Origin of the sequence: Jeotgalibacillus sp. R-1-5s-1 (assembly GCF_004405105.1) — a bacterium.
GTDB lineage: Bacteria > Bacillota > Bacilli > Bacillales > Jeotgalibacillaceae > Jeotgalibacillus.
In genome coordinates this window covers 17,122-35,048 of the sequence record NZ_SORW01000022.1, presented here as the reverse complement: position 1 = coordinate 35,048, position 17,927 = coordinate 17,122, and the positions used below count along the sequence as shown (strand labels likewise).

The following is a 17,927-nucleotide window of genomic DNA, read 5'->3' as shown; positions in this document are numbered from 1 at the left end:
CATGATATCTTCAATTATGGATGGTTTTATGAGAAACTGCAATGCCGGGATGAAAACCTTGAGCCGGCTGTGCTAAAATAAAAAAGCGGGAAGGGGTCATGTCATTATGATAAAAAAAGTATGGCTTAACAGCCTTGAATTAAAAGAAAATGAATGTACATTAACAGGAGAATCCAACGATACGTTTGGCGTACTTTCTCCGGCAGGGAAAATGATCGTTGATTCAGATGAAAGAGCCTTTGTTTATCTGGCTGATGAAGAAAATTCAGCTCATTATACATATCTATACATCCCCGATTTTTTATGGACAGATCTTAAACGTTCCCTCGGTGTTCATCCGGTATACGTCTCTCTTGAAGGACAGAAGCTTCTTTTAACGGACCTTGAGGAAGAAATTGAGTATTTAATTTCCAATATTGAGGGTAACAGTAATTATGGAGAAGAAATGGTCAAACAGGTTGAGCATATTTTTCTTGAAAAGAAGACAGAGGAATAATTCTGCAGCATACAAACTGAAGAGGTGATGCGGATGAAGAACTGGGAGGCTTTTTTAGAACCGTATAAGCAGGCCGTTGACGAGCTGAAGATCAAATTAAAAGGGATGAGAAATCAGTTCCAGCTGGAGCAAACTCATTCTCCTATAGAGTTTGTGACCGGAAGAGTGAAGCCTGTAGCGAGTATAAAAGATAAAGCCCGTGAAAAGAATATCCGAATGGACCGGATCGCGGAGGAAATGCAGGATATCGCCGGGGTCAGAATGATGTGCCAGTTTGTCGATGACATTGAGCGTGTTGTGGCGCTTCTGAGACTCAGAAAAGACTTTGTAATTGTGGAGGAAAAAGATTATATTTCCAATAAGAAAATCAGCGGTTACAGATCCTATCATGTGGTAATCGAGTACCCTGTACAGACGATAACTGGAGAAAAAAAAATCCTGGCAGAGATACAGATCAGAACGCTTGCGATGAATTTCTGGGCAACGATTGAACACTCACTGAATTATAAGTATCAGGGACAATTCCCGGAAGATATTCAGAACCGTCTTCAGCGCGCAGCGGAAGCCGCTTTCCGCCTTGATGAGGAAATGTCTGAGATCAGAGAGGAAATTCAGGAAGCTCAGGCGTTCTTTCAGAAAAAGAAGGACGACAGTAATGAAAAAGCCATTCGAAAACATGATCAGAATCGCTGGAGAGAAGGGGGGCGCTATATATGAAATTTGCCATTACATCAAAAGGGGATGCCAAATCGAATGCCCTGATGCATAAAATGAGGACATATTTAAAAGATTTTAACCTCGAATATGATGAAAATGAACCTGAGATTGTCATTTCTGTCGGTGGAGACGGAACCCTTTTGTATGCTTTTCACCGTTACAGTTCCCGACTTTCCAAAACAGCCTTTGTAGGGGTTCATACGGGGCATCTCGGATTTTATGCAGACTGGGTCCCTGATGAGATTGAAAAGCTCGTGATTGCGATCGCCAAAACGCCATATCAGATTATCGAATATCCGCTTTTGGAAGCGATTATCCGTTATAAGAGCGGTGGACGTGAAACGCGCTATCTGGCTTTAAATGAGTCAACCGTTAAAAGTGTGGATGGAACACTTGTAATGGATGTTGAAATTCGCGGCCAGCATTTTGAGGTGTTTCGCGGCGACGGTTTGTGTCTTTCTACTCCTTCCGGTTCAACAGCCTACAATAAAGCGCTCGGCGGGGCGATTATTCACCCTTCTTTACCTTCCATTCAGCTTGCAGAGATGGCTTCAATTAATAACAGGGTGTTCAGAACCGTTGGATCCCCTCTCATTATGCCGGCCCATCATACGTGTATGCTGAAGCCTGTAAACCGTTCCGATTTTATGATTACCATTGATCATCTTACCCTGGTACATAAAGATGTGAAATCGATTCAGTACCGCGTTGCCGACGAAAAAATCAGATTTGCAAGGTTCCGTCCGTTTCCATTCTGGAAGCGGGTGCACGATTCGTTTATCGATGGATAAGCAGTTTTCGCTCGAATGGACGGTTCAACAGCAGGAGGATCAACTTCTGCTGAGAGATTTTCTGGCAATAAAAGGCGTTTCAAAAAGAGCACTCACCTCTATCAAATTTGATGGCGGCCTGATTACAGTCAATCAAAATGAAGTAACGGTCCGTTATGTACTAAAGCAGGATGACCATGTGAAAATCTGGTTTCCGGTAGAGCAGATTAGTGAACAGCTCAAGCCGGAAGAGGCCACGCTGGATATTGTATATGAGGATGACTATGTTCTGGTGGTCAATAAACCGCCTGTCATGAATACGATTCCTTCAAGAGAGCATCCGTCAGGATCGGTTGCCAATCTGCTTGCCGGATACTATCTGAAAAAAGGTATTTATTCCGGCATTCACATTGTTACGAGGCTGGATCGTGATACGTCAGGAGCTATGCTTATCGCCAAGCATTCGCATATACATCATCTTTTGAGTGAGATGCAGAAGCAAAAGGAAATTAATAGAACGTATGAAGCGATTGCAGAAGGTGAGATCACTCAAATGTCCGGAACCATTGATTTGCCGATTGCGAGAAAAAACAGCAGCATCATTGAGCGTGAGGTAAGCAGTTCCGGAAAACGGGCGGTCACTCATTACGAAGTTCAGAAGAGCAGACGGGGGTTCAGTCACCTGTTTATCAGGCTTGAAACGGGAAGGACCCATCAAATTCGTGTTCATTTTTCGTACCTTGGATACCCACTGGCAGGGGACGATTTGTATGGGGGAAGCAGAGAAATAATTTCAAGACAGGCGCTTCATTGCCGATCTGTTGCTTTTGTTCATCCGGTAACAGGAGAGGACCATCAAATTTTTGTGCCTGTACCTTTTGATATGCAGCAAATGTTAACAGACATCATAAACAGTCCTGATTGAAGTTTCAATTCTTCAATCAGGACTGTTTTCATTTTCCTGCTGCAGTTGGCTGGCTCATGCTTCAAACTCTTCATCCCTGAACTTTTCAGGAACATAAGGCCTTGAAGAAGGAACTGAGACAACGTCCATTTCCGGATACCTCAGGGCAGTGAGTTTGTTACCAAAAACACAGCCTGTATCGATATTGACTGTGTTGTGTTTAAAGCGTGGAGCATGAACAGGAGTATGCCCATATACGACAAACGGGTCACCTTTATAATGCTTAGCCCAATCACGTCTGACCGGCATACCTTTTTCGTTTTTCTCCCCTGTAATGTCTCCATATAACACAAAGGTTGCAATGCGTTTATTCGTCTGACCGATATCGTGCTCTCTGATCCCTGCATGCGCTATGACCAGCTTTTTCTGATCAAGCATATGGTAAAGAGGGGCCTTTTCGTATAAAGTCATGAATTGGTTCTTAATATCACCGTATTCATCAGGGTTCAGTCTGTTTAATTCCTCCACAGTCGTTTCTAAACCGTGTACGATTTTTACATTATTTCCTGAGAAATAACGGTAGAGCTTATTGCAGTGATTTCCTGGAACGTAATAACCACCATGGTGTTCAACGATACCGTATACATCCCGGATGACACCGAGTGAGTCAGGCCCCCTGTCAGTCAGGTCTCCCACAAAGGCAAGCTTTCTGTCATCCGGGTGAACAGGGAGACCGCCAGACCAGTCGTAACCGAGTTCCTTTGTTAGCTGAATCCATTCTTCCCGGCATCCGTGGATGTCACCAATAATATCTATTTTCATATCAAAGCCTCCAGTTTCAATTCTTTCCTTCTGAATCAGGCAATTAGACACTTTTCAATCAGTTTACCACCATATGCGGTGAAAAATAAGCAAACTCCTGCTATGATTATGTTTGGATGGAAAGGAGTGTAGATAAAATGGCTGAACAGCAAATGGATAATGAACAAAAAGTATTTGATGAAGTATTGCTGATAAATTTACTGGAACAAAATGATTTTGATACGTTCAGGGAAGAATATTTTGATCTGCACCCTTATGATCGTGCACAATTTTATTTCCGCCTGGAACCTTCACAACGTGTGAAAATATACGAGTATCTGTCTCCCGAAGAAATGGGAGAAATAATGGAAAACATTGATGCAGATGATGAAGACTATGAGCCGCTTTTTGCAGAGATGAATCCTCAATATGCTGCTGATCTGCTTTCTCACATGTACACAGATGACGCGGTTGATGTGCTGAATGAACTCGATAAAGACCAGGTAGCAAGCTACTTAACGATCATGGATAAAGAATCGGCAGAGGAAATCAAAAATCTTCTGCATTATGAGGAATATACAGCCGGTTCTATTATGACGACAGAGTTTGTCTCGATTCCTGAGCATTCTACTGTTAGATCTGCCATGGCAATCTTAAGAAACAAAGCGCCTGGCGCCGAGACGATCTATTATACATTTGTCATAAATGAAGATAGAAAACTTGTAGGTGTTGTATCCCTGAGAGACCTGATCACGTCTGATGAAGATGTACTCATTAAAGATATTATGTCAGAGCGTGTTGTGTCGGTATCGGTCGGAGATGACCAGGAAGATGTTGCCCGTACCATGAAGGATTATGACTTTCTTGCACTTCCTGTAGTGGATTTTCAAAATCATCTATTGGGGATTATCACAGTTGATGATATTATCGACGTTCTTGAAGAAGAGGCTTCAGATGACTACTCCAAGCTTGCCGGGATATCAGATATGGACTCCCGGGACCGTACGCCGTTTCGTGCAGCGAGAAAACGTCTGCCTTGGCTGATTGCCTTATTATTTTTAGGAATGATGACGGCTAATCTTATTGGCCGCTTTGAAGACACCCTTGAACAGGTGGCGATTCTTGCGGTATTTATCCCACTTATTGCCGGAATGGCAGGAAATACAGGCACTCAGGCACTCGCCGTTGCAGTCAGAAGCATCGCAACCGGTGATATCAAAGACGAAAGTAAAATGAAGTTGATTTTAAGAGAAGCTGGAACTGGCTTTATTACAGGCAGCATATGTGGTGTCATCGTAATCGGCATCGTCTACGTCTGGCAGGATTCATTCTTCCTAGGGGTCCTGGTCGGCATATCCATTTTCGCCTCACTGATCGTAGCAACACTTGCGGGATCGCTCGTCCCACTCGTCATGCACCGCTTCAACATCGACCCTGCCGTTGCATCCGGCCCATTTATCACAACAATTAACGATATTATCAGTATTCTTATTTATTTCGGAATCGCAACTTCGTTTATGAGTTATTTATAGTATGTTAAAAAGGACCACCCACACCCGTAGACTCCTGCAGCAGAGAAGGGTGTGGGTGGTCCGGTTTTTGATAAAAATGAATTTTACTTCATTATCATAAAGGGGGCTGGGACATCCGGAGACTCCTGTGGCGGAAAGGGACAGGTGAAACCATTGTGCGAAGCACAAGGGGTTCACCGCCCGGCCACGGAAAGCGCAGGATGTCCCAGCCACCGATTTTATAAAAATAAATACATATCATTGATAAAATCATCATGAATATGCTAAATTAGTATCAGGTACTAATAACTTGTTCTAAAACAGGAGGCCAACAATGAGCTTATCGTTAAAAGGAAAAACCATCGTCGTCATGGGTGTGGCAAATAAGCGCAGCATCGCATGGGGAATCGCTAAGTCACTTGATCAGGCAGGAGCCAATCTGATTTTTACATATGCAGGGGAAAGATTTGAGAAACCTGTCCGTGATCTCGTCAGCACACTTGAAGGAAATCACGAGCTGATTCTTCCTTGTGACATCACAAATGATGAAGAAATCAAAGAATGCTTTAACATTATTAAAGAAAAAGCAGGCGTGATCCACGGATTCGCTCACTGTATTGCTTTCGCTGAAAAAGAGGACCTTCAGGGTGAATACTTAAGTACAAACCGTGATAACTTCTTACTTGCTCACAACATCAGCTCATATTCACTGACAGCTGTTGCAAAAGAGGCACGCCCTTTAATGACTGAAGGTGGAAGTATTGTCACGCTAACTTACCTTGGCGGAGAGCGCATCCTTCCCAATTACAATGTAATGGGTGTCGCCAAAGCCTCTCTTGAAGCAAGTGTCCGTTATCTGGCTGGGGATCTTGGTAAAGACCAGATCCGGGTTAACTCGATTTCAGCCGGCCCGATCCGTACACTTTCTGCAAAAGGAATCAGCGATTTTAATTCAATTCTGAAAGAAATTGAAGAAAAAGCGCCTCTTAGAAGAAATACGACTCCGGAAGAAGTTGGGGATACCGCTGCATTTTTGTTCAGCGATTACTCAAGAGGATTAACAGGAGAAAATCTTCATGTGGACTCGGGCTATCATATTGTAGGTTAATCAAAAGCTGTCTGACCATTGTGTCAGGCGGCTTTTTTTGAAAAAAGGGCTGGTAATTGAAGGGCTGAATAGATTTCCGAAAACCTGCATATCGTTTACCATACAAGGAGGGATCTTGATGGATCAAAAGAGTCAGTCAGGAAAACCGTTGCTGTATGTGAATCAGCCTGATTTCAAGTCAGTGAAACCGGTTATGCAGCATGTTTATCAGTCATCAGCCGATGTGCAAAAACCCGTACCTAAAAAGAAGGTCCCATTACCTCCGCTTGAATTTGTAGAAAAAGAAACCGAACATAAAAAACCGGTAGAAGAGCCCATTGCTGAAAAGAAAGAAACAAAGCAAAAAGCACTGCCTTTTTTTACAGAATTAAAACCGTTCCGCAAAATGACATTGACAGAAAAAATGGATTACCTTCATTCCTTCGCAGGAAGAAGAGCACCTTACAGTTGTATATTTACTTTTAACGAAGGAGAACCAGTGAACGGTTATCTTCATTCAATAAAAGGAGAACTATTCGAAATTAAAACACTCTCGGGAGATATCACTGAATACAAAAAGAAGGATCTTCAAGCTATCATGATTCAATAATCAGCTGTGATACTTTTTTTATAAAAAACCTTTTGTTGCGTTTTTGTCTTAGTTGTCATGACGTTTAATTTTGAAAGGTAACTAATATTCAGAGGGCCGGATTTCCCCGAAGACTCCTACGGCAGTGAAGGGACAGGTGAACCCATTGTGCGAAGCACAAGGGGTTCACCGCCCGGCCGTGGAAAGCGAAGGGGGAATCCGGCCCGGTTTACATATCAACAAAATTGAAGAAACCGAAATCCAATAAGGATTCCGGTTTTTTTAGAAAGATCAGGGAGTTCCCTTCGTTAGTCGCAAATACCGAGATAAACGTCCTTGATACACTGCACAGCGCAGAAGCAGCTCAAATCAACCGTAATACAGCTGTCAGTTGATTCAAAATCGTATACCTTACATAACTTGCCCAGCTTAATTTTCGTGCCGCATTCATTCAGAAGGTCCACTTCTTTTCCTTCCTTATCCTTCGGCTCAAGCACTCTCAACGTGGCACAGCAGCCATCAAAAATGCTCTCCACTCGGAAAAAGACAGAAATACAGTCATGGTCGTACTTGTCACCGTCTCTATAAAAAGCATGGAATGGTGAACCATCCTTTGTTTTTAGTACGAATACGCGTGTATCCGCACGGCGGCGTCTTGAAGGTGCAACAAGATCACCCAGCGGCTCAAGAAAACAGTTTGTTAAACAAGGCTGGCAATCCACATCAACTGCGTTATCCTGGATATCTTTAATCGCGCGTACAACCTCACAAACGCAATTGCGGTCAAAGCGATCTCCAGCTACATCATTATTCTTACCACAGCAACCCATTTTTTCTCCTCCTTTTATTGGATTCTCTATACGGTATTCAATTTGGAATCACATGGAGTGGTCATTCGCCGTTATTTTAAAAATTGGGCATGAAAACTTAAAAAGTGAAGCAGACTACTGCTATATAAATGATAAAGAGGCGATGGTATGAAAAAAGGATTAATAGTTGTCATATTAATCAGTTCGATTTTATCCGGCTGCGTTTTGTTTGAAGAAAAAGGAGCCTCTCATGCAGTGATCCATACTTCACAGGAGGAAACCATTACTCAGATTGCTGAACGGCTGGAGGATACGAAGGAATTATATGACACAGTTGTGATTGCGGCAGATTCTTCACTGCTGATCAGCTATAAGGTGAAGCATTTATACCGTTTTGATATGAAAGGAATTGAAAAAGATCTTGAGGCGTGGCTTAAGGATCAATATCCGGATCAGGAAATTACGTTGTCGAGTGATTATAAGATTTTCCTTGAATCGTTTCAGCTTTTTGAAAAGTTATCACAAAAAAACATATCTGAAAAAGAGGCTTTAAGTGAAATGAAGAAAATCATTTCATTAAAGAATGAGCTGACATAGGGAGCTGCATAAGATGAGTCAACAAAAAGAACCGCTGTTCCAGGCTGAAACATCGCGGCATGATAAAAAGAGACCTCTCGTTAAAAACTGCATAAAAGCATTTGTTGTTGGAGGCATTATTTGTACAATCGGTCAGCTTGTCACGGTACTGCTGATTATTTATTTCCCTTTTACTGAACAGACAGCAGGGAATCCAACAGTTTCAATTATGGTCTTTTTATCCATGCTTCTGACCGGCTTCGGGTTATATAACAAATTAGGTCAATTTGCAGGAGCGGGTAGTGCTGTTCCGGTTACAGGATTTGGCAATGCTGTAGTGAGTGCAGCCATTGAGCATCGTAGTGAAGGGCTGGTGCTCGGTGTTGGGGGGAATATTTTTAAGCTTGCAGGATCAGTCATTGTATATGGTGTCGTATCCGCTTTTTTTCTCGCGCTCATTAAAACGCTTCTCATACAATGGGGGGTTCTGTGATGACAAAAACGTGGATATTCGAATCAAAACCCGCTATCTTATCGGCCGGCATTTCAGGAGGGCCATTTGAAAAAGAGAGTCCTTTTGCCAAGCATTTTGATTTTTTTTCGGACGATTTGTATAACGAGGAGAAAAGCTTTGAGAAGGCACAAAGAAGTCTGATTGAAAAATCGATCACAAACTCACTCGAAAAAGGGCAGGTCACTGAATCAGAAGTAGATGCTCTATTAATGGGAGACTTAATTAATCAGCTGACGCCATCAGGATTTGCAGCAAGACAGTTTGATATTCCGTACCTTGGTCTATTCAGTGCATGTGCAACCTCCATGCAGGGATTAGCGCTTTCTGCTGCATTAATTGATGGAGGCTATTGCGAAAAAGTCCTGACAGGCGCATCGAGTCATAATGCTGCCGTTGAAAAACAGTTTCGTTATCCGACTGAATATGGCGGTCAGAAACCTCCTACAGCACAATGGACTGTTACAGGTGCCGGTGTCGTACTCGTTGGAAAAAGCACAGATCCACTGGCACAAGCCTATATTGAAAAAGCAACAATCGGCCGGGTCAGGGATATTAACGTATCGGACCCATTTAATATGGGAGCAGCGATGTCGCTTGCCGCGGCAGATGTGATTGAAAGACACTTTATTCACTCTGGTGATACGGTTGACGATTATGATTTTATCGTGACGGGTGACCTTGCAGAGATCGGTCACAGTATCACAAAAGATATATTATCTGAACGGGGGGTCAGTATACCGGATGAAAAATTCCTTGATTGTGGAAAAATGATTTACGGAAATCGTCCTGAAGTACTTGCCGGTGCAAGTGGACCTGCGTGTTCAGCGCTGATGATCTACGGTTACTTTCTGGATGAACTGAAAGCCGGTAACATGAAAAGAATATTATCAGTTGCAACTGGCGCTCTATTATCCCCACTCAGTTTTCAGCAAAAAGAAACGATACCCTGTATCGCCCATGCCGTTGCGATTACGAGTCATAAGGGAGGAGTGGTCTGATGTGGATGATGTTTTTCTGGGCGTTTATTGTGGGGGGATTGATTTGTGTAATTGGACAGATCATGATGGATGCATTTAAATTGACGCCTGCTCATACCCTGAGTACATTAGTCGTTGCGGGTGCTTTACTGGAGGCGTTTGATCTTTATGAACCATTAATTGATTTTGCGGGAGCGGGAGCAACTGTGCCAATCACTTCGTTTGGAAATGCCTTGCTGCACGGGGCAATGGCTGAGGCTGAAAAGCACGGCGTTATTGGTGTAATGACCGGTATGTTTGAAGTTACAAGCTCGGGGATATCTGCTGCGATTATCTTTGGTTTTATTGGAGCACTGATTTTTAAACCAAAAACCAATTAATAGTGCCCACTCTTCTTTTTGTCTTCTACATATGATGTAGATAGCAGGGAGGTGAGGAGATGGGCTACGGATATGGCTATGGCGGCTGTGGATATGGCTACGGTGGGGGTTATTCAACTTTTATCCTGATTGTGGTTCTGTTTATTCTGCTGATTATTGTTGGTGCAAGCTTCGTTTAAAAGAGTAAGGCGGAATCTACTATGATGCCGCCTTTTCATCCTTTGATTATCAGAGAACATAAAAGGAGGAATCTTGATGAACGATGCTTTCTTTAAAAAAATGGAGAGTAAAACTGGTGTCAGCATGGAAAAGATGTTTGCGCTGGCGAATGCGTTTCAAAACGCTGATTTTCGTGATGAAAAAACTGTCAGGAAACTTATCCGGCAGGTATCGGAAGCGGCAAACAAACCGGTCGCTAAAGATATGGAAGATAAAATTGTGCAGACCATTACCGCAAAAGGGAAATCAATTGACTTTAATACATTGTCAAACATGATAAATAAAAAATAACCCCCATAAAAAACGACCTGTTTACGTAATATGTTTTATCACGTTTGAGAAGGCTTTCAAGCGGTAATAATATGAGCAAACAGGGGGTGAGAAGGATGGGTTATATCGCACCGGTTAACAACTATCAGTATCAGCAATATGCTGAAAGAGTAACGATGAAGGATTACGATCCTTATCAATTAACGCCTGTGTACCGTGTACAGCCTTACAGAAGATCAAACAGGGATTTTGAAGATCAGCTTGAAAGGCAGATGAACCGGACTGATCAGACAGATGAAGTAACGATAAAAAAAGAACTGCCACTATACCATTCTGCACCAATTCCACCTCACTTAATCCCGAAGTACACAGGAAAAGGCCAGCATTTTAATGAATCCATCTAATATGAAAAGCCCTTTGCATATCCGCGAAGGGCTTTTGGATGTGTAAGAAACTATGAAAGGATCTTTTCCATTGTGACATGAGGAATTCCGGCATCCAGAAATTCTTCAGAAGTAACGGAGTATCCGAGTTTTTCATAGAATCCTAATGCGTGCGTCTGGGCATTCAGAATGAGTGAAAGGACGGACTGTTCTCTGGCAAAGAGCTCCATGGCATCCATCACCATTACACCTGCATTCTTGCCACGGTATTCTGATAAGACACAGACGCGCTCTATTTTACCTTTTCCATCCTTTACCCTGAACCTTCCTGCACCAGCAGGGAGGTTTTTATCATACAGGACAAAATGAGTTGCGGTTTCATCGAATTGATCGAGTTCCTCTTCTTCAGGAACCCGCTGTTCTTCAACAAATACTTTCTTTCTGACAGCAAATGCATGCTGTTTTTCCTGTTCTGTTTCAGCTACCTTTACGATCATCAGGATTCAGCACCACCCAGGCGGTAGGTTTCATACACGGTCCATGATCCATTTTCAAGCTGGTATAACAAATGAAAACGGTCCACTGTTTCTTCGTGATCCACACCAGCCATCCGTAGAGAGCCATATACATCTGAATGTTCATCATTTGAAAGCTTTTGTGCGATCGTGATGTGTGGAACAAACGCATACTCAGGTTTGCCGCCAAGATCTTCAGTATGAAGCTCTTCATGAAGCTGCAATAATTCTGGTGTAGCGTCGACTTTAAAGTAAATCACGTTATTAACAGGCTGGAAAGAACTGATTTTATAGGCTCTGAGTGTAAATGGACGAGTTTTTTTAGCCGTTTCGGAAAGTTTTTTTGCCATTTCATTAATTTCTTCCTCTGATGCCTCAAATGGGTTTTTCAGTGTAAGATGAGGCGGAATGAGCGAGTAATGCGGGTCATATCGCTTTCTATAAGAATTAGCAAGGTCCTGTAATTTTTTTGAAGGGAATACAGCAATTCCGAATTTCATCATGTTTCAGCCTCCTTGGTCAGTTCTGTCATAATCAGTTTTATTATAGCAAAAAAATCAACACGTACGCTGTTTAAATGAAGTCAGTGATGAATGAAATCAATATCCCGTGAATAAATATGCCTTTAATAATTCGTTTTTTTGAACATGATGTCCATCACTCTCTCAAGGTCGGGTTGCCAGTATTTCCATGTATGACCGCCATCGAATTCATCATAAAAAACAGTGTAGCCACTTTCAGTCATGAGCTCGTGCAATTGACGGTTTGGAGTAAGGAAATCTTCTTCGGAACCCCGGGTTGTTTTAACGGAAGTTTCCTGATTGCCGATAATATGGTAGAAATTAATCAGATGCTTATCTTTGAAGCCTGAAGCTGCTTCCAGAACCTGCTCATTCACAAGTGGAGATTGCATAACGACCCGGCCAAATGTATTTGGATATTTTAATGCCGTCATAAATGAAACGGTTCCTGCCAGAGAATCTCCTATTAAAGCTCTGCCAAGTCCCATTTGATACGTTGGAAAATGCTCATCAATGTATGGAGTCAGCTCTCTTGCAAGAAACCGGATATATGCTTCATGCTGAGCACCTTCCGGATGATATTTTTCATAACGGTCTTTTACATTTTGATAAGGAACGCCAACAAAGATCATGTTTTCGATTTTTTCTTCAGACTGAAGGCGGTCCAGAAGACGTGGAACCCTTCCAAGTTGAAAATAATCTTTCCCATCTTGTGCCACCACAACGGTATACTTATATAAAGGAGAGTAATTTGAGGGTAGATAAACAAGAAATGAGATCTCTTCCTGCAAGGCCTCACTGTAGATTGTATGTTCATTCACTGTGCCTGTATTCGCCATAACGAGTCCTCCTGTTTCGACAAAAAAATTTGAAGCGTTTACAGATAGATTGTATCATATCATGCTAGAGAGGACGCTTTTTAAACCGATATAAATAGAAAAGGGGTAATCATTGATGAATCAAAATCGTGTTCATTCACATGAGGTTACAAAAGCCGCTCACGAATCGCTGATCGAGCGTGGAGTCAGTATTCAGGACATTGCTGATATTGTGTACGAAATGCAATCACCTTATAACGGAAAACTGACAATGGATGAATGTGTCGACAGCGTTGAAAAGGTACTGTTAAAAAGAGAGATGCAGCACGCAATCCTCGTAGCCATTGAGCTTGACCGGCTTGCCGAACAGAAAAAGCTTTCTGAACCGCTGCAATCAATCGTTGAATCAGACGAAGGGCTATTTGGCGTAGATGAGACCATTGCACTGGGAGCATCACTCGGTTACGGCAGTATTGCTGTGACAACATTTGGTCATCTTGATAAGAACAAGATCGGCATCATTCAGAAGCTTGATACTAAAAGAGGTGGCGGTGTGCATACTTTTCTGGACGATATGGTTGCAGCCATTGCCGCCAATGCTTCTTCAAGACTTGCCCACAAGTTAAGAGACATTGAAGAAAATCTCCCTGAAAATGAAAGAAGAATTATTGAAGACGAATGATTTCATACAAAATCTATGCAAAGTTCTGCAGGGTGTATTGTAAATGAAATATAAATGAAGGATACAACACGAAAAAAATGAATGCGTTTAATCCTTATTATATCAAGGATTAAACGCATTTGTATTTTTGTTCCTGTCACATGATGTTTGACATAAATGTAACATTGCATGATAAAATGGTATACGTAGTTATGTAAATTTATAAGAGGGGGAAACAAAAATGAACAAGAAAAAGATTTTTGGTACCGTGGCACCGATTCTTGCTGCATCGATGATTCTTGCTGCTTGCGGCGGCGAAGAAAGCAGTGGCGGAGGAGAAGGTGGCGGTTCCGAGACACCTGATTTCCTAAACATTGCAACGGGCGGTACAGGTGGTACTTATTATCCGCTTGGTGGTACTTTTGCACAGTTAATTCAGGATGAAACAGGTATTGATACGACAGCAAATACATCTAATGCATCCGCTGAAAATATGGTTCTGATTAACGATGGAGATGCTGAGATCGCATTTGTACAAACGGATATTGCTTCATACGCTGTTGAAGGAACGCAGATGTTTGACGGGCCGATTGAAACAATTCAGGGACTTGCAACGCTATACCCTGAAACAATTCAAATCGTAACGACGGCTGATTCAGGAATTGAGTCTGTTGAAGATTTAGCAGGCAAAACAGTTTCAGTTGGTGAATCAGGATCAGGAACGCGTCTGAATGCTGAGCAGATCCTTGAAGTACACGGAATGTCTTTTGAAGACATGGATGTACAAAACCTGTCATTCGATGATTCAACTACAGGTATCCAGGACGGCTCAATTGACGCCGCCTTTATCACAGGTGGAACGCCAACAGGTGCCGTTGAGGGACTTGCGGCTCAGGTAGACGTAGTCATTGTACCGGTAGAAGCAGATATGGCTGAAGCCCTGATGGAAGAATACCCATACTACTCAGTGGATGAAGTAGCTTCAGGAACTTACGGACTTGAAGAAACAGTTCCAACAGTAGCGGTTCAGGCGATGCTAGCCGTTTCTTCAGAGCTTTCTGAGGATGTAGTATATGACATTACAAAAGCAATTTTTGAAAATACAGATTCAATTACTCACCCGAAAGGTGAATTTATTACTGTTGATACAGCACTTGAGGGGATCGGCATTGACGTTCACCCTGGTGCCCAGCGTTACTTTGATGAACAGTAATCAATAAGCTTTAAAATGGCAAACAGGTCCGAAGGGGCCTGTTTGCCCATTCTTATGGAGTTGTACTGAAGATGAAAAACAAAAACATTAAATGGATTTTAATTATTTTTATGGCTGGATTCATAATAACCGTATTTTTCCTGCCTTTTCAACACGTTATTGCTTTTCATCATCAGCGGACAAACGAATTGTTGGCTTATATCCCCGCAAATGAAAATGCTGCTTTTCAGCTTGAATACACTCATTCTATTCATCGTTCACCAGTCATTGATTATTATGAAATGACAGAGGACAACCAAATCAGGCAAACTGCGCTGGAATTTGAAGATACGGCGATCGGGATGCCATCCAATTCTTTGTATGAAGGCGAAACCTTTGTACAGGAAGACGGGAAATTCAGAATTGAAAACATGAACAGGTTACTTCCTGCAATCAATTTGTACACAAGCCAGGTCGTGGTCAGTCATGTATTCAGATATAATCAGGATGCTCACGCTCTGGATGATTATATAGAACCGGGGACTGCGATTTCTATTTCAGTGAAAGACTTAACATTATGGGAATTGTTGAGAGGAGTGAAGATGGATGTCAGATCATAAGAACCCTGAACTTGAGAATAAAAATGATGAACAGTTCAGTGAACAGGACCAAAAGGATCTACTGGCTAAATATGACCCGGATGCCAGAACGAAACAATATAAAGGAATATTAAACTGGGTTGTCTTTATTGGCTTGATTGCTTTTTCAACTTTTCAGATCTATGCCGCTATTACACAATCCATCCCTCGTCAGACCTTGCTGTCCATTCATCTTGGATTTGCACTGACACTGGTATTTTTACTATTTCCAGCTTCTAAAAAGAAGATCGGTCACAATAAGCTCAAATGGTATGATGCACTCTTAGCTCTGACCTCTATTTGGGTTGGTGCCTATTACCCGTTGAATGAAGAACGAATTGTTAATACGATTGGATCTGTTTCACCGATGGACTTCTGGACGGGCCTTATTGCGATTATTTTAGTACTGGAAGCGACCAGACGAGCTGTCGGCCTTCCAATTATGATTATTGCGATGACTTTTATCGCTTATGCCTATTTTGGACCTTATATGCCTGGATTCCTGCGCCATAGAGGTCAGGATATAGAGTCCATTGTAAATACGTTATTTATTTCTTCTGAAGGTATTTTCGGAACTCCGTTATATGTATCAGCAACGTTTATCTTCCTGTTTCTGTTGTTTGGAGCGTTCCTCGTTAAAACGGGGATCGGTCAGTACTTTAACGATCTGGCAGTTGCCTTTGCCGGTAAAGCCGTTGGAGGTCCTGCAAAGGTTGCGATCTTCTCTAGTGCCATGCAGGGTACAATCAGTGGAAGCTCTGTAGCAAACGTTGTGACTTCCGGTTCCTTTACCATTCCGATGATGAAACGACTCGGTTATCGTAAAGAGTTTGCCGGTGGAGTAGAAGCTGCCGCATCTACAGGTGGTCAGCTGATGCCACCAATCATGGGAGCTGCAGCGTTCCTGATGGTTGAATTCATCGGGGGCGTCACTTACTGGGAAATTGCGAAAGCAGCAGCGATTCCTGCAGTGCTGTACTTTGCAGGGATCTGGATTATTACACACTTTGAAGCTAAAAGAATTGGATTAACCGGACTTCCGGACAGTGAGATTCCAAAGAAGTCTGTTGTACTTAAGAAAATTTATCTGTTAACACCAATTTTTGCTGTTATCTTCCTGCTGCTTGACGGTAACTCCATTATCCGTGCTGCTCTTTATTCAATTGTCATTACGATTCTTGTCAGTATGATTCGAAAGGATACACGAATTAATATCAGAAAGTTCTTTGATGGATTGGCTGACGGGGCAAGAACGGCACTATCCGTTGCGGTTGCAACTGCATGTGCGGGTATTATTGTTGGAGTTGTAACCCGTACAGGACTTGGATTAAAGCTTGCTAATGGTATTGTAGATCTGTCCGGCGGCATCCTGCTGTTAACGTTATTCTTCACCATGTTTGCAGCGATTATTCTCGGAATGGGATCACCTACTACTGCAAACTATGTTATTACAGCAACGATTGCTGCTCCGGCATTGATTCTGCTTGATGTACCGCCGCTCGCAGCTCACCTGTTTGTATTCTACTTTGGTATTGTGGCTGACATTACGCCTCCGGTAGCACTTGCTGCTTTTGCCGCCTCAGGGGTGTCGGGAGGAGAACCGATACGAACCGGGATCAATGCCGCCAAGTTGGCAATAGGGGCATTTATTATCCCGTATATGTTTGTTCTGTCTCCTCAGTTATTGTTGATCGATACGAATGCACTTGAGATATCACTCTCGGTAGTTACAGCACTTGCGGGTATGACCGCTATTGGAGCGGCTGTAATCGGGTACTGGTACAGACCGGTTCACCCAATTGAGCGTATTCTTGCGCTGGCTGCGGGTATTATGCTTGTGTATCCTGAAGGAATTACGGATATTCTTGGTGCAGCGTTGTTTGTTGGTTTATTGGTGCTCCAGTTTGTTTGGAAGCGGAAAGATAAGGATAAGCTTCAGACGGCGAGTGCCTGATGATATGATCTTGAGCGAAGCCGGGACGGTGTTGTCCCGGCTTTTTATATTGTATGGGGTAGAACGGGTAACTATAAGTCGGTCCGGGCCTCAGGGAAATCAATCCACTACTTTTTTTCTTATGATGTGAAAAGCCGGTCAGGACTTATGCTTAGCGTGGCTGGTTTCACCTCACCCTTTCCGTCATAGGAGTTTGAGGATGAATCAGGATCTCAGAGTAAAGTCATATTTCAGGCGTACTACGGGTACTTTAATGGTTGTTTTAATATAAGGTAATTTGAAAAGCAATTTAGAGAGTGCAGGTTTGATTATGAACTGATCAGGTATGGGTTTTTCCGTTTGGCTGGAGCGGCTGACAGGATGCAATCGATTTGAAATGTGCGGATGGATTTTCTGGTGAAGCAGTAGGCACGTATGGAATTTGCAGCAATGGTATATACGATAATTTTACGTCTTGTGAATGTTCCTGTCCGGTCAAGATAGATGATCTCAACTGGTGTTTGGTCAGCCATCCATTTTCTTAATTGTGTTTGCACGGGAATCCCTCCTTGATTATAGTATATACGAACATACGTTCTTTATTCAAGGTTTAAGTGTTCTGGAAAAAAAGCTTTTGAACCCTGCT

Annotated in this window: 24 protein-coding genes; 18 read left to right on the top strand and 6 right to left on the bottom strand. The window is 42.5% G+C overall.

Annotated features, from left to right (window positions below; genetic code table 11):
* Positions 1–106 precede the first annotated feature (106 nt).
* The 4 genes from E2491_RS09185 to E2491_RS09170 are packed head-to-tail and all read left to right on the top strand — an operon-like array spanning position 107 to position 2,908.
* Positions 107–496 (top strand): UPF0738 family protein, encoded by a 390-nt coding sequence (locus E2491_RS09185; RefSeq protein ID WP_134375200.1) that lies wholly within the window; start codon positions 107–109, stop codon positions 494–496.
* 33 nt (positions 497–529) lie between these two features.
* Positions 530–1,213, top strand: a complete 684-nt coding sequence (yjbM, locus tag E2491_RS09180) for a GTP diphosphokinase (protein WP_134375198.1) — start codon at positions 530–532, stop codon at positions 1,211–1,213.
* A complete protein-coding gene (locus E2491_RS09175) occupies positions 1,210–2,004 on the top strand; it encodes an NAD kinase (protein WP_134375196.1) in 795 nt (264 codons plus the stop codon). The genes yjbM and E2491_RS09175 overlap by 4 nt, the downstream gene beginning before the upstream one ends.
* A complete protein-coding gene (locus E2491_RS09170; protein WP_134375194.1) occupies positions 1,997–2,908 on the top strand; it encodes an RluA family pseudouridine synthase in 912 nt (303 codons plus the stop codon). The genes E2491_RS09175 and E2491_RS09170 overlap by 8 nt, the downstream gene beginning before the upstream one ends.
* 54 nt (positions 2,909–2,962) lie before the next feature.
* Here the strand turns inward: E2491_RS09170 and prpE are convergent, their stop codons facing one another.
* On the bottom strand, positions 2,963–3,709 hold the full coding sequence (gene prpE, locus E2491_RS09165) for a bis(5'-nucleosyl)-tetraphosphatase PrpE (RefSeq protein WP_134375192.1): 747 nt from the start codon (positions 3,707–3,709) through the stop codon (positions 2,963–2,965).
* A 137-nt stretch (positions 3,710–3,846) separates the two neighbouring features.
* Here prpE and mgtE point away from each other — a divergent pair, with 137 nt between their 5' ends.
* The 3 genes from mgtE to E2491_RS09150 all read left to right on the top strand — a co-directional run bounded on the left by mgtE (position 3,847) and on the right by E2491_RS09150 (position 6,896).
* Positions 3,847–5,220, top strand: a complete 1,374-nt coding sequence (gene mgtE, locus E2491_RS09160; protein ID WP_134375190.1) for a magnesium transporter — start codon at positions 3,847–3,849, stop codon at positions 5,218–5,220.
* Between the two features lie 313 nt (positions 5,221–5,533).
* Positions 5,534–6,307, top strand: a complete 774-nt coding sequence (fabI, locus tag E2491_RS09155) for an enoyl-ACP reductase FabI (protein WP_134375188.1) — start codon at positions 5,534–5,536, stop codon at positions 6,305–6,307.
* Positions 6,308–6,425: 118 nt separating this feature from the next.
* The gene (locus tag E2491_RS09150; RefSeq protein WP_134375186.1) at positions 6,426–6,896 is read left to right on the top strand and encodes a hypothetical protein; all 471 of its coding nucleotides are present in this window, start codon (positions 6,426–6,428) and stop codon (positions 6,894–6,896) included.
* A gap of 287 nt (positions 6,897–7,183) precedes the next feature.
* Here E2491_RS09150 and E2491_RS09145 read toward each other — a convergent pair whose 3' ends face one another.
* Positions 7,184–7,705, bottom strand: a complete 522-nt coding sequence (locus tag E2491_RS09145; RefSeq protein WP_134375184.1) for a CotY/CotZ family spore coat protein — start codon at positions 7,703–7,705, stop codon at positions 7,184–7,186.
* A gap of 147 nt (positions 7,706–7,852) precedes the next feature.
* Between E2491_RS09145 and E2491_RS09140 the strand changes: the two genes are divergently transcribed.
* The 7 genes from E2491_RS09140 to E2491_RS09110 all read left to right on the top strand — a co-directional run bounded on the left by E2491_RS09140 (position 7,853) and on the right by E2491_RS09110 (position 11,024).
* A complete protein-coding gene (locus tag E2491_RS09140; protein ID WP_134375182.1) occupies positions 7,853–8,281 on the top strand; it encodes a sporulation protein in 429 nt (142 codons plus the stop codon).
* A gap of 13 nt (positions 8,282–8,294) precedes the next feature.
* Positions 8,295–8,753, top strand: a complete 459-nt coding sequence (gene spoVAC / locus E2491_RS09135; RefSeq protein WP_134375180.1) for a stage V sporulation protein AC — start codon at positions 8,295–8,297, stop codon at positions 8,751–8,753.
* Positions 8,753–9,772, top strand: a complete 1,020-nt coding sequence (spoVAD, locus tag E2491_RS09130) for a stage V sporulation protein AD (protein WP_134375178.1) — start codon at positions 8,753–8,755, stop codon at positions 9,770–9,772. The genes spoVAC and spoVAD overlap by 1 nt, the downstream gene beginning before the upstream one ends.
* On the top strand, positions 9,772–10,131 hold the full coding sequence (gene spoVAE / locus E2491_RS09125; protein ID WP_134375176.1) for a stage V sporulation protein AE: 360 nt from the start codon (positions 9,772–9,774) through the stop codon (positions 10,129–10,131). The genes spoVAD and spoVAE overlap by 1 nt, the downstream gene beginning before the upstream one ends.
* A 59-nt stretch (positions 10,132–10,190) precedes the next feature.
* Positions 10,191–10,310 (top strand): YjcZ family sporulation protein, encoded by a 120-nt coding sequence (locus E2491_RS09120; protein ID WP_134375174.1) that lies wholly within the window; start codon positions 10,191–10,193, stop codon positions 10,308–10,310.
* Between the two features lie 76 nt (positions 10,311–10,386).
* Positions 10,387–10,641: a stage VI sporulation protein F gene (locus tag E2491_RS09115; protein ID WP_134375172.1), complete on the top strand. Its 255-nt coding sequence runs from the start codon at positions 10,387–10,389 to the stop codon at positions 10,639–10,641.
* A gap of 95 nt (positions 10,642–10,736) precedes the next feature.
* A complete protein-coding gene (locus tag E2491_RS09110; protein WP_134375170.1) occupies positions 10,737–11,024 on the top strand; it encodes a hypothetical protein in 288 nt (95 codons plus the stop codon).
* Between the two features lie 50 nt (positions 11,025–11,074).
* On the opposite strand, the gene E2491_RS09105 is transcribed toward E2491_RS09110, so the two are convergent.
* From E2491_RS09105 to E2491_RS09095, 3 genes are all read right to left on the bottom strand, one after another.
* Entirely contained in the window at positions 11,075–11,500 is a 426-nt protein-coding gene (locus tag E2491_RS09105) for a GNAT family N-acetyltransferase (protein ID WP_134375168.1), read from the bottom strand.
* Positions 11,500–12,018: a YjcG family protein gene (locus tag E2491_RS09100; protein ID WP_134375402.1), complete on the bottom strand. Its 519-nt coding sequence runs from the start codon at positions 12,016–12,018 to the stop codon at positions 11,500–11,502. The genes E2491_RS09105 and E2491_RS09100 overlap by 1 nt, the downstream gene beginning before the upstream one ends.
* Before the next feature lie 125 nt (positions 12,019–12,143).
* A complete protein-coding gene (locus E2491_RS09095; RefSeq protein ID WP_134375166.1) occupies positions 12,144–12,878 on the bottom strand; it encodes an alpha/beta hydrolase in 735 nt (244 codons plus the stop codon).
* A 115-nt stretch (positions 12,879–12,993) separates the two neighbouring features.
* Between E2491_RS09095 and E2491_RS09090 the strand changes: the two genes are divergently transcribed.
* The 4 genes from E2491_RS09090 to E2491_RS09075 all read left to right on the top strand — a co-directional run bounded on the left by E2491_RS09090 (position 12,994) and on the right by E2491_RS09075 (position 17,302).
* On the top strand, positions 12,994–13,539 hold the full coding sequence (locus E2491_RS09090) for a phosphatidylglycerophosphatase A family protein (protein WP_134375164.1): 546 nt from the start codon (positions 12,994–12,996) through the stop codon (positions 13,537–13,539).
* A gap of 220 nt (positions 13,540–13,759) precedes the next feature.
* Complete coding sequence (locus E2491_RS09085) at positions 13,760–14,731, top strand: TAXI family TRAP transporter solute-binding subunit (RefSeq protein WP_134375162.1); 972 nt, start codon at positions 13,760–13,762, stop codon at positions 14,729–14,731.
* 71 nt (positions 14,732–14,802) lie between these two features.
* Complete coding sequence (locus E2491_RS09080) at positions 14,803–15,330, top strand: DUF1850 domain-containing protein (RefSeq protein ID WP_134375160.1); 528 nt, start codon at positions 14,803–14,805, stop codon at positions 15,328–15,330.
* Positions 15,317–17,302 carry a TRAP transporter permease gene (locus tag E2491_RS09075; protein WP_134375158.1) on the top strand — a complete coding sequence of 662 codons (1,986 nt, stop codon included), beginning with the start codon at positions 15,317–15,319 and terminating at the stop codon, positions 17,300–17,302. The genes E2491_RS09080 and E2491_RS09075 overlap by 14 nt, the downstream gene beginning before the upstream one ends.
* Positions 17,303–17,610: 308 nt before the next feature.
* On the opposite strand, the gene E2491_RS09070 is transcribed toward E2491_RS09075, so the two are convergent.
* On the bottom strand, positions 17,611–17,838 hold the full coding sequence (locus E2491_RS09070) for a WYL domain-containing protein (RefSeq protein WP_244093924.1): 228 nt from the start codon (positions 17,836–17,838) through the stop codon (positions 17,611–17,613).
* Between the last annotated feature and the right edge of the window lie 89 nt (positions 17,839–17,927).